The organism is Nostoc sp. DSM 114159, assembly GCF_053470285.1.
Genome location: NZ_JBPFEH010000001.1, coordinates 7,351,309 through 7,364,035, shown reverse-complemented (window position 1 = coordinate 7,364,035; position 12,727 = coordinate 7,351,309). Strand labels below are relative to the sequence as shown.

The 12,727-nt window shown below is 41.9% G+C and carries 2 protein-coding genes and 1 pseudogene; all 3 read left to right on the top strand.

The features are described 5' to 3' along the window. Window positions 1–11 precede the first annotated feature (11 nt). Window positions 12–4,100: pseudogene (locus ACR5KR_RS31120) on the top strand (type I polyketide synthase); the annotation flags it as partial. A gap of 3 nt (window positions 4,101–4,103) precedes the next feature. Then, the gene (locus ACR5KR_RS31115; RefSeq protein ID WP_448270393.1) at window positions 4,104–6,716 is read left to right on the top strand and encodes a zinc-binding dehydrogenase; all 2,613 of its coding nucleotides are present in this window, start codon (window positions 4,104–4,106) and stop codon (window positions 6,714–6,716) included. After that, window positions 6,709–12,555, top strand: a complete 5,847-nt coding sequence (locus ACR5KR_RS31110) for a beta-ketoacyl synthase N-terminal-like domain-containing protein (RefSeq protein WP_448269197.1) — start codon at window positions 6,709–6,711, stop codon at window positions 12,553–12,555. The genes ACR5KR_RS31115 and ACR5KR_RS31110 overlap by 8 nt, the downstream gene beginning before the upstream one ends. Window positions 12,556–12,727 lie beyond the last annotated feature (172 nt).

Genomic DNA, 12,727 nt, shown 5'->3' with positions numbered 1-12,727 from the left:
AAGAGGTACTAATGAAAATCCATGAAACATTTTCTAATATAGCGGGTTTAGATATAGCTGTAGTGGGTATGGCAGGTCACTTTCCAGGTGCAAAAAATATTGATGAGTTTTGGCAAAATTTACAGGACGGTGTAGAATCAATTTCATTTTTTTCTGAGAGTGATTTAGTATCTTCAAATATCGATCCTGCCTTGTTAAATAATCCTAATTATGTTAGAGCCGCATCTATACTGGAAAACGTAGAGGAGTTTGACGCGTCATTTTTTGGTTTTGAACCTAAAGAAGCTGAAGTTATAGATCCCCAATATCGCCTCTTCTTGGAGTGTGCTTGGGAAGCAATTGAAAACGCTGGCTACGATCCTGAAACCTATAAGGGTTTGATCGGGGTTTACGCCGGGGCAAATATGAACACCTATCTATTAGAAAACCTTTATCCAAACCGCGATACTATAAATCCTGTTAATGGAGCTTTACAACCTCTACATGGCAGTGGTCAAGCTTTCCTAACTACAAGTGTCTCTTACAAATTAAATCTTAGAGGGCCTAGTATTACTCTCCAAACCTTCTGTTCTACATCATTGGTTGCAGTCCACTTCGCCTGCCAAAGTTTGTTGAATGAAGAATGTGATATGGCTTTAGCTGGTGGTGTTTCAATTAAAGTTCCACAAAAAGCTGGCTATTTATATCAACAAGGAGGGATGTTGTCTCCCGATGGGCACTGTCGAGCCTTTGATGCCAAAGCACAGGGAACTGTTTTCGGCAGTGGGGCTGGAATTGTCGTATTAAAGAGATTAGAGGATGCTCTTGCTGATGGAGACTGCATTCATGCAGTCATCAAGGGTTCAGCAGTCAATAACGATGGCTCTTTGAAAGTAAATTTCACTGCCCCTAGTGTAGAAGGTCAGGCGGAGGTAATTGTAGAAACCCTGAGAAATGCTGGAGTAGATGCCGAAGATATAACGTATATAGAAACTCATGGAACCGGAACAGCTATGGGCGATCTCATTGAAATCACTGCACTCAAAAAAGCTTTTCACACTACTACTCAGAAGAAGGGTTTCTGTGCGATCGGTTCAGTGAAAACCAATATCGGACATCTAGATGCAGCAGCCGGTGTAACAAGTCTCATCAAGACTACGTTAGCGCTTAAACACAAGCTGCTCCCACCTAGTCTGCACTTTGAACAAGCCAATCCCCAAATCGATTTTAATAACAGCCCCTTCTACGTCAATACTAAGATTTGTGAATGGAAGGCAGATCGCACACCCCGTCTGACTGGAGTCAATTCGTCGGGTTATGGTGGAACCAATGCCTTTGTCATTCTTGAAGAAGCTCCACCGATCAAATATTCGGAAGAATCCAGACCCTGGCAATTGTTGGTACTCTCGGCTAAAACCATCTCTGCGCTTGAAATTGCCACTGCGAATCTAATTGCATACTTAAAGCAGCATTCAAATGTTAACCTAGCGAACGTTGCTTACACACTTCAGGTTGGTCGCAGGGCTTTCAACCATCGCCGGATGGTAATCTGCCATGATATTGATGATGCGATCGCTATTTTGGAAACACAAGATCCGAAACGGGTTTTCCAGGTCTACCAAGATCGCCTAGATCCTCCCGTTGTGTTTATGTTTCCAGGGCAAGGAGTACAGTACGTAAATATGGCGCTGGATCTCTACCAGACAGAGCCAACTTTTCAAGAGCAGGTAGATATCTGCTCAGAGTTTCTCCAACCACATCTAGGGCTTGACCTGCGACATATACTCTACCCCAATACAGAAAGGACTAAAGAAGCCGCGCAACAACTGAAACAGACCGCAATTGCTCAACCAGCGCTCTTTGTCATCGAGTACGCCCTAGCAAAATTGTGGATGGAGTGGGGAATACATCCCCAGGCTTTGATTGGTGAAAGCCTTGGGGAATATGTCGCTGCGTGTTTGGCAGGAGTACTTTCATTAGAAGATGCTTTGACTTTAGTAGCTGCGCGGGGACAACTCATGCAGCAAGTGCCTGAAGGTGCTATGCTTGCCATTCCACTTTCAGAAAAAGAAGTTCAACCCCTGCTAGGCAAAACACTATCTCTAGCTGAGATTAAGGAATCATCTCTTTGCATAGTTTCAGGTTTCATAGATGCTGTAGAGGCATTACAGAAGCAGCTAGCTTCCCAAGGCGTCGAGTGTATGCGTCTGGATACCTCCCATGCCTTTCATTCTGTGATGATGGATGCCATCTTAGAGCCATTCACAGAGGAAGTTAAAAAAGTCAAACTGAATCCTCCCAAAATTCCTTTTGTATCCAGTCTTACGGGAGCTTGGATTACAGAAGCAGAGGTGACAGATCCAAACTATTGGGTGAGGCATCTGCGGCAAACAGTTCGCCTTGCTCAGAGTATGCAAGAATTGTTGAAAGAACCAGAACGCATTTTGCTAGAGGTTGGCCCAGGGCAGACTTTGAGTGCATTCGCCCGTCGTCATTCTGATAAAGAAGCCCAGCAAATTGTATTAACTTCCTTGGGCTATGCACAAGAAAGTCAGTCGGATGTAGCATTATTGTTAAATACATTGGGTCAGCTATGGCTTGCTGGAGTACAAGTAGATTGGTCGGGATTCTATATCCATGAGCGCCGTCATCGTATACCTTTACCTACTTATCCTTTTGAGCGTCAACGTTACTGGATTGAACCCAAAATACAGGTAAACGCTCTCAAGACGGGTGAAAAGAAATTGCCTACAACCTCTCTACTAGGTAAAAAGCTGGACATAGCCGACTGGTTTTATGTCCCATCTTGGAAACGCTCTCTGCTGCTTGCCCCTCAACTAAGTCAAAAGTCAGTTTTGGCTTGCACTCTTGTATTTATCGATGAGTGCGGTTTGGGTTTTGAGCTAGTAAAACGACTTGAACTTGAGAGTCAAGATGTGATTACGGTGAAGATTGGGTCAGCGTTTACAAAGTCGAGCGATCGCGTATATATCCTTAATCCTCAACAACGTGATGATTATGATACCTTGTTCAATGAACTTTTAGCACAAAATAAACGCCCAAAAACGATTGTTCATTTATGGAGTATTACACCGCACAGTTACGCAGAATTAAGACTTGAGGAAGTTGACAAAATTCAGGAAAAAGGATTTTACAGTCTGCTGTTTTTAGCCCAAGCACTTAGTAAACACCATACTGATGAATGTCAAATCACGGTTGTCTCCAACGATATGCAGGAAGTTGTGGGGGAAGAGTTGCTGTGTCCAGAGAAGGCGACTTTACTCGGACTCGTTAGGGTGATTGCGGAAGAATACTCAAACATTATCTGTCGTAGCATTGATGTTGTTATTCCCCGATTGGGAGTTAAGACTGAGCCGAAACTTTTGGAGCAGTTGCTCTGCGAGTTACAAGCTCTAAGTTCTGAGAAGGTTATTGCTTACCGTGGAAATCATCGTTGGGTGCAAACTTTTGAGCCAATTCGATTGGAGAAAGCTGGTCAAGGAATATCAAGGTTAAAAGAAGGAGGCGTTTATCTTATTACAGGTGGATTTGAAGACATTGGTTTTGTCATAGCCCAACATTTAGCACAGACTGTACAAGCCAAGCTGATCCTGACAGGAGGTTTAGCTTTTCCTTTACCAGAGGAATGGGAACAATGGCTAGCTACTTACGATGAGCAAGATAACACAAGCCTCAAGATTCGGGAAATCCAGAAACTTAAAGAGCTAGGTGCAGAAGTTTTGGTAGTCAGCGCCGATGTGAGCAATTTTGAGCAGATGCAACAAGCGATCGCATTCGCCCAAGAGCGATTTGGTCAGATCAATGGTGTAATCTACGCAGCCGAGGTTTCTGCTAGCGGCGTGATTTTGCAAAAAACGCCAGAAATTACAGAAAGTATGCTGGCATCTCAAATAAAAGGCATACTAATTCTCAATAAAATTCTCAAGGCTGTTCCACTAGATTTCTTTGTTCTGTCTTCATCAATCACTTCCATTACAAATAAATTTGGGCAAGTATATAATGCTGCTGCTAATGCTTTTCTTGACGCTTTTGCTCACCATAAAAGCGACCGAGATGGCACATTTACCGTATCGATTAACTGGGATTCCTGGCAGAAAGAGGGGATGGCAGCAGAAGCCATGAAGCAATCAAGACCAACCCTGGATATTTCCCAATCTCAATTAAAAGAAGTGTCTCACCCTTTATTCGATCAATGTATAGTTGAAGAGAAAGACCAAGAGATATACATCAGCAAATTTAGCGTCATCAAACACTGGGTTTTAGATCAACATAGGGCTATGGGTAAAGCGACACTTCCGGGAACAGCTTACTTGGAAATGGCTTTAGCCGCTTTTGAAAACCATGTTCAGAACGGAACGATTGAAATTCGGGAAGTATTTTTCTTGACTCCCTTGATAATAGAAGATGATGAAGAAAAAGAAGTTCGTACACTTTTAAAGAAGAAAGGAGAGGGCTTTGAATTTTCGGTCACAAGCCAATCAAACTCAGGGTCAAAGCAATGGCTCGAACATGCCAAGGGCGAAATAGCCTGTATAAAATTAGAACCATCAGCAAAACAAGAACTCAGAGAACTTGAGGCAAGATGTAATCAAAAGGAAATAATCATTCCAGAAGGAGAGCATAAGCTTCAAACAGGATTTATAGAGTTTGGTTCTAGATGGAATAACTTGAAGCAGGCAAAATTAGGAACAGATCGGGGGTTGATTGTTCTGGAACTACCCGAAGTATTTGCCACCGATATTAATTCATATAAGTTACATCCTGCTTTATTGGATAATGCCACGGGTTTTCTAAGTATTGAAAACGAAGGTGTTTACTTACCGTTTTCCTATAAAAGTCTGAAAATAAAAAAACCTTTGCCAAGCAAAGTATACAGCTACATCAGATATACAGAAAATAATCAGTTCAGAGAAGGAATTTTAAAATTTAACATCACCATCATGGACGACCAGGGAAACGAACTGGTTGAGATTGAAGAATTTATCATGAGGAAAGTAGATATTAGCACAATTACTGCTGAACAGTCTAATGGTAAACCTCAAAAAATTCCTTCTGTTTCTGCAAGCGAAAACTTCTCTTTGGAGATTGCTTCCCCTGGCATCTTAGATAGCCTGACTTTCCGACCTAGTACCCGCCAAAAACCAAGTCTGGGTGAGGTAGAAATCGAGGTCTGCGCGACTGGTCTTAACTTCAAAGAAGTGCTTATAGCGTTGGGGCTGCTTCCTGTTCCACCCAATGTTGATGTCAAGTTCGGTAGAGAATGTTCTGGAAAGATAGTCGCTCTGGGAGAAGGAGTTAAGGGTTTTGAGGTAGGAGATGAAGTTATGGCGTTTGGCGATTCCTGCTTTAACCAATTCACAACGACTTCTGCTTCTTTGGTAGCACTCAAACCAGAACATCTTAGTTTAGAAGAGGCAGCAACAATTCCTGTTGCCTTTATTACGGCTTACTATGCCTTGATAAAATTAGCTAGGCTTCGCCAGGGCGAGGGTGTTCTCATTCATGCTGCTGCTGGCGGTGTTGGAATGGCTGCCGTGCAAATAGCCCAGTGGGTGGGAGCCAAAATCTTCGCCACAGCAGGCAACCCGGAAAAACGAGCATTTCTGCATTCGTTGGGTATTGAATATGTTATGGATTCCAGGTCTTTGGCTTTTGCCGATGAAGTGATGAAGTATACTGATGGCAAGGGTGTGGACGTAGTTTTGAATTCCCTATCAGGAGAATTCATGACTAAAAGCCTTTCACTTCTAGCACCCTATGGACGCTTTCTCGAACTCGGCAAGCGGGATATCCTCAACAATAGCCAATTAGGTCTACGACCTTTTGAGAAATGCTTATCGTTCTTTGCTACAGAAGTGGGAAACGATCTCCCTGACTTTATTTCTACCTGGCACGAAGTAGTGCAACACTTTAAAGATGGCAATTTTAATTCCCTTCCGCATCAGATATTTCCAATTACAGAAGTAGCTCCCGCCTTTGAATACATGGCTAAAGCCAAACATATCGGCAAGATTATAGTATCTTGGGAAAATCAGGAGGCTTTGAAAGCGCTGGTTGCTTCGGAAGGAAAAGTTAGTCAAGAAACTATAGCTTCTCCCGCCCGGTTAGGTTCTCCGTCTACTGTTTTTTCCACAGTTGGCTCTGTTATGCAGGACAAACCTGCTATTCTCAAGGAAGGGTTATTACCAAAAGAGGGTGTAGAGGCGTTTGACCGCATTTTAGGAAGTACACTTACCCAGGTTCTAGTATCAACCCGTGATTTCTTAAATCGAGTTGAGCCGGATAATGCTTTTAACTCAGAACCTTTCCAAGAAGCCTCACAAAAGTATAATCTCTCTAAACCGACACAATCACAACCTGCACTCAGTGGTGCTTATGTAGCTCCCAGAAATGAGATTGAGCAAAAGCTCGCTGTCATCTGGAAAGAACTTCTTGGGAAAGATTTGGTAGGAATACAAGACAACTTCTTTGAAATCGGTGGCAATTCCCTCCTAATAGTCCAAGTTCGCAGCCAACTGCAACAAGTATTTAATGGTGATATCGCAACGGCTGACTTGTTTGAATATCCGACCATAAGTGCCTTAGCAGAATATTTAAGTCGGAAAGAGGCCCAGCAACCTGCCTTTGGGCAAGCATATAACCGTGCTAAAAAGCAACAGGAGGTTATGGAAGAAGAAATGCAACTAATGAAGCAAAGGAGGAGAATACGTGAGTAACCAGTTGAAAGGTGTAGCCATAATTGGCATGAGTGGTCGTTTTCCCGGAGCCAAAAATGTCGATCAATTGTGGCAGAATCTGTGTAACGGTGTGGAATCAATTTCATTCTTTAGCGATCGCGAGTTAGTCGCTTCAGGCGTAGATCCAGCTTCGTTGAATGACCCTCAGTACGTCAAAGCAGGGGCTGTGTTACAAGACATTGAGATGTTTGACGCTTCATTCTTTGGTTTCTCGCCTAGAGAAGCTGAAATCATAGATCCGCAACAACGTCTTTTTTTGGAGTGTGCTTGGGAAGCGCTGGAAAATGCTGGTTATGACCCGAAAACAGACAAAAATCTAATTGGCGTTTATGCAGGGGGTAACTTAAGTACCTACTTACTTAACAATCTGGCCTCACACCCTGAACTGATTAAAGCGCTGGAGTCGCAAATTACAATTGCTAATGATAAAGACTTTATATCCACACGAGTTTCTTATAAATTAAACCTAAAAGGTCCCAGTATTAGCGTCGGTACGGCCTGCTCTACGTCATTAGTAGCAGTTCACTTGGCGTGTCGAGGATTGCTAAGTTATCAGTGTGATATGGCCTTGGCTGGTGGTATTGCGATACAAGTTCCACAAAAACAAGGTTATTTCTACCAAGAAGGTGGTATGGCCTCTCCTGATGGTCACTGTCGGGCTTTTGATGCTAAAGCACAGGGTAGCCCTTTCGGTAAAGGAGCGGGTATTGTCGTGCTGAAAAGATTGGCAGATGCTGTAACTGATGGGGACTGCATTTATGGGGTTATCAAAGGTTCAGCTATCAATAACGATGGTTCCGAGAAGGTGAGTTACACTGCACCTAGTGTAACAGGCCAAGCAGAAGTGATTGCTGAGGCTCAGGCGATCGCTAACTTTGATTCTGAAACAATCACCTATATTGAAACCCACGGAACTGGTACACCTCTAGGCGATCCAATTGAATTTAGGGCGCTTAACAAGGTGTTTAGTGCCAGAACTAACAAAAAAAACTTCTGTGCCATTGGTTCAGTCAAGACCAATGTCAGCCACCTGAGTTCGGCATCTGGTGTAACGGGCTTGATCAAAACAGTCTTGGCGCTCAAACACAAGATGATTCCGCCCACCCTGCACTTTGAACAACCCAATCCAGAGATTGATTTTGCTAACAGCCCCTTTTACATCAATACTCAGCTTCATGAATGGCAAACAAAGGGAACTCCTCGCCGGGCTGGGGTTAGTTCTTTTGGTATCGGCGGCACTAATGCTCATGTTGTTTTAGAAGAAGCACCAGTACAGGTCAAAAGTCAAAATTCAAAAGGCAAAAGTAAATATTTACTGTGTCTATCGGCTAAAACTAGCTCTGCCTTGGAGACAGCAACTACAAATTTGGTTAATCACCTGCAACAGCACCCAAAACTCAACCTTGCTGATGTGGCTTATACATTGCAAGTTGGTCGGCATGGTTTGAGTCATCGGCGGATGGTTGTTTGTCAAGATACTCAAGATGCGATCGCATCCCTCCAAAATCCCAAACGAGTTTTCACTAGCAATCAGGAAACGAATCAGCGCCCAGTAGTATTTATGTTTACTGGTTTGGGAACCCATTATGTTAATATGGGTGATGAATTATACCAGTTTGAACCAACTTTCCGCGAACACCTCGATCGCTGTTGCTCGTTGTTTGAACCCCTTTTAGGTCTTAATCTCAAAGAAGTTATTTATCCTACTTCCCATTCAACAACCGAAACAACCAAAGAAAAATCGGGTATAGATTTACGCCAAATGCTTGGTCGCGATCGCCAATCACCAGATCCCGCCGCCCAAAAATTAAATCAAACCGATCTCACTCAACCAGCACTGTTTGCCATTGAGTATGCTTTAGCTCAATTATGGATATCCTGGGGCATTCGTCCAGTAGCGATGATTGGTTATAGCATTGGTGAATATACCGCAGCAACAATAGCCGGAGTATTGTCTCTAGAAGATGCGATTACTCTTGTTGCTAAAAGAGCGCAAATGATTCAAGAGTTGCCAGGGGGAGCTATGCTGGCGGTTCCCTTGACAGAGCAAGAAGTGCAACCTTTCTTGAATGAAAACCTTTCATTATCAGCAGTCAATGGCTCATTTCAATGTGTACTTGCGGGAACTACACAGGCTGTAGAGGAATTGGCAGGAAAGTTGAGTGCTAAGGGATTAGCCTGTCGGCAATTGCAGACTTCTCATGCCTTTCATTCTTACATGATGGAGGCGATCGCTGACTCTTTCACCGAACTAATGCAAACTATCAGCCTCAAACCACCGCAAATTCCTTATATATCTAACGTTACCGGAACTTGGATTACAGCAGAGCAAGCTACAAATCCCAGTTATTGGACACAGCATCTATGCCAACCCGTGCGCTTTGCTGATGGAGTAAATCAGTTGGGGACAAAACATAGTCCAATTTTTTTAGAAGTTGGTCCAGGACAAGCATTAAGCAGCTTGGCGATGCAATGTTTAGATAATGTTTCTGACGAAAACAAAGTAATATTATCCTCGCTGCGCTATGCTTATGAGCGACAATCTGACATTGCTTTCATTCTCAATACATTAGGACAACTGTGGCTTGAGGGAATCAAGATAGATTGGTCGGGATTTCATGCTCATGAGCGCCGACATCGCCTTCCCTTGCCAACATATCCCTTTGAGCGACAAAGATATTGGATTGAACCACAAAAATTATTACCTGCACAAATAAATTTCCAACCCAAGTTAACAGCATCAGAGCTTTGGAAATCTTTGGTAGAAGCTGGTCAACTCCAAGCTAGTGCAGGGGCGTTGGAATTCGATGAGCAGATTTCTCAAGAGAAAAGAGAATGTTTAGACCGTTTATGTATTGCTTATATTAATCTTGCTTTAACACGTTTAGGAGCTTTTAGTAATCCCAATAAAAAGTATTCTTTAGACGAGTTATTTGGCCAATGTCAGATTATTCCTACTTATAAAGAATTGTTAAGTCGATGGCTGGAAATATTGGTAGAGCAAGGTCAGTTAAATCGAGAACAAGAGCTATTTACTAATTTCCTGCCAATATCAGCACACTTTGTTAATGAAATATTAGTAGAAGTCAAAGCCAAATGGGTAGACACGCCGCAACAAATAGATTTGCTGCAACTATATGGCGAAAATATGGTATCTCTGCTGACTGGGAAAAAAGAACCACTGGAGTTTCATGTTTCTACCTTATTAAAGTCAGGAGAATTTACAGTCCAACAATCCCCTGAAAATAAATATTACAACTCAATCATGCGGGTATGTTTAGAACAGGTGTTAAAAGCATTACCCCATCAAGTAAATTTGAGAATTCTGGAACTTGGCGCTGGAACGGGTACAGGGACGGCAGAGCTATTACCCATACTTCCACCGGAAAGAACAAATTATACTTTCACTGATGTGGGAGGTTTTTTCCTGAATGCAGCCAAAAATAAATTTAGCGATTATCCATTTGTTGAATACCAATTGTTAGACCTTGAGCGATCGCTACAAGAACAAGGATACTCAAATCACAGTTTTGATGTAATTGTAGCTTTCCAGGTGCTGCACGTTACTCGAAATATTGGAGAAACTCTCGATCGCATTCGCTCTTTACTTGCTCCTGGAGGTTTACTTTTATTTTGGGAAACAACTCAACCCAGGTTGGAATTTGAGTTCATTGACGCGCTACTGATGAATCCGATAGAGAATCCAGAAAGCGATCGCAATATGTGCAATCCCTTTTTATCTCAAGAGCAGTGGCAAACAGAACTCAAATCTCATGGTTTTGTACAGGTAAAAGCTTTCTCAGAATTTGCACCTTTTACAGACCACATAATTGTCGCTCAAGCTACTGCCCCAGCAACGCCCAAAGCACCAGCAGCCTTTACAGCATTACTTCACGAACAAGAAGTTTCATTTGGCAAAAAGTCCAACATTGCTGACTGGTTCTACATCCCTTCATGGAAACGTTCGCTACCACCACAGTCAAACGGTCAGGTGAAACAAGCAGAACGCTGGTTAGTCTTTGTTGATGAGTATGGGTTAGGCGCTCAAATCGTCAAGCGCCTCGAACTTGAAGGTCATGATGTAATTACCGTCAGAGTTGGGGAGCAATTTGGCAGCCAAAGCGAATCTTCCCAGAAACATCTGGGCAAGCGTGCATATACAATAGCACCTCAACAACAGGATGATTACAATACTCTACTCAAAGAACTTCGCGCCCAAGACTTCATACCAAAAAGAATTATTCATCTGTGGAGTATAACCCAGTCAGGATATGCAGATTTTGATACAGTCCAAACACAAGGATTCCAGAGTTTGCTGTTTTTGGCACAGTCGCTAGAAAAACAGAATTTTACTGATGAATTCCAGCTTGCAGTTATTTCCAACAATATGCAACCTGTAACTGGAGTTGAAAATCTTTGCCCAGAAAAAGCAACACTCCTTGGACTAGTTAAGGTCATCCCACAAGAATATTCAAATATAAAATGTCGTAGCATTGATGTTATTATTCCCTTATCAGAAAGTTGGCAAGAAAAGAAATTTGTAGAACAACTACTGACAGAACTTAAAGCCAATTCTTCTGACTCAGTTATTGCTTACCGTGGTTTGGAACGTTGGGTACAAACTTTTGAGTCTGTCCAATTAGATGCGAATGTCCAGGATACACCCAGGTTCAAAGAAAAAGGAGTCTACTTAATTACTGGTGGACTCGAAAAAATAGGACTTGTAGTAGCCGAACATTTAGCAAAGACAGTACAGGCAAAACTGCTGCTTTTAGAGGCTGAGGATTTTCCCAACCGACAGGAGTGGGAACAGTGGCTGAAAACTCACAACGATCAAAATAACATCAGCCGCAAAATTTTAAAAGTGCAAGAACTAGAAAATTTGGGCGCAGAAGTCTTAATCGAAAGCGCTGATGTGGTAAATTTAGTACAAAACAAGTTTAGTCAAATAAATGGGGTATTCCACACAAATCAAATACCCGCAGATAAGTTATTTAGCCCCATCTTAGAGATAGATCCAAGAGAGTGTCAACAGCAACTTCAGCAAGAAATACAAAGACTCTTAGTATTAGAAAAGGTTTTGCAGTCTCAAAAGCTTGATTTTTGTCTATTGATGTCTTCATTAACCTCAGTTTTAGGAGGATTAGGCTCTGTTACCTACTCAGCAGCCAGTTTATTAATGGACGCTTTTGCTTACCAGCATAATCAGAAAAATCCTGTTCCTTGGATGAGTATTAACTGGGATGCATGGCAATTTACAGCAGAAAATTCGCAAATACCTGCTAATACAAGTTTGACTGAATTTACCATCGAACCTTTAGAAGGTATTAATGCCCTTGAACAGATTCTTTTGTGGAGTCAATATCATCAAATAGTTGTCTCAACTGGTAATTTACAATCTAGAATTGACCAATGGATTAAATTAAAGCCTTTACAACCAAAAAATACTGCCCAAACAGTTAATTCATCTTCTCGTCACTCTAGACCGAACTTAAAAAATGCATACATTGCTCCTAGTAATGATGTAGAGCAAAAACTAGTTGAAGTTTTTCAAGAGTTACTGGGTATAGAGCCAGTAGGTATTCATGACAGCTTTTTTGCTTTAGGGGGAGACTCTCTAACGGGAACTGTACTTATTTCTCAGCTTCGCAAAACTTTTCAAATCGAACTACCTGTTCGTTCTCTTTTTGAAGCTCCTACTATTGATGAATTAGCTTTGGTGATTGAAGAAATTCTCATAGAAGAGTTAGAACAATTATCTGAAAATGAAATAAGTGAAGATACCAACAAAATTCTTGATGTGCAATTTTCAGACTAGATTACAAAACTTAGTCATTATAGGATAAATCGATGAAAATATCAAAAAATAACTCTCACTAATGTTATACCAATTGGAAAAAAGAATGCGACAATTAGACCATTTGTAGAGACGCAATTTCTCGCATCTTTACCCAAAGATGTGTTGCAATCATTAATTGAATTGGTATTAA

What these genes read in the sequence shown, in the direction of transcription:
- ACR5KR_RS31115 (WP_448270393.1), top strand. Translation starts at nt 4,104, where the DNA reads ATGGCAGCAGAAGCCATGAAGCAATCAAGACCAACCCTGGATATTTCC.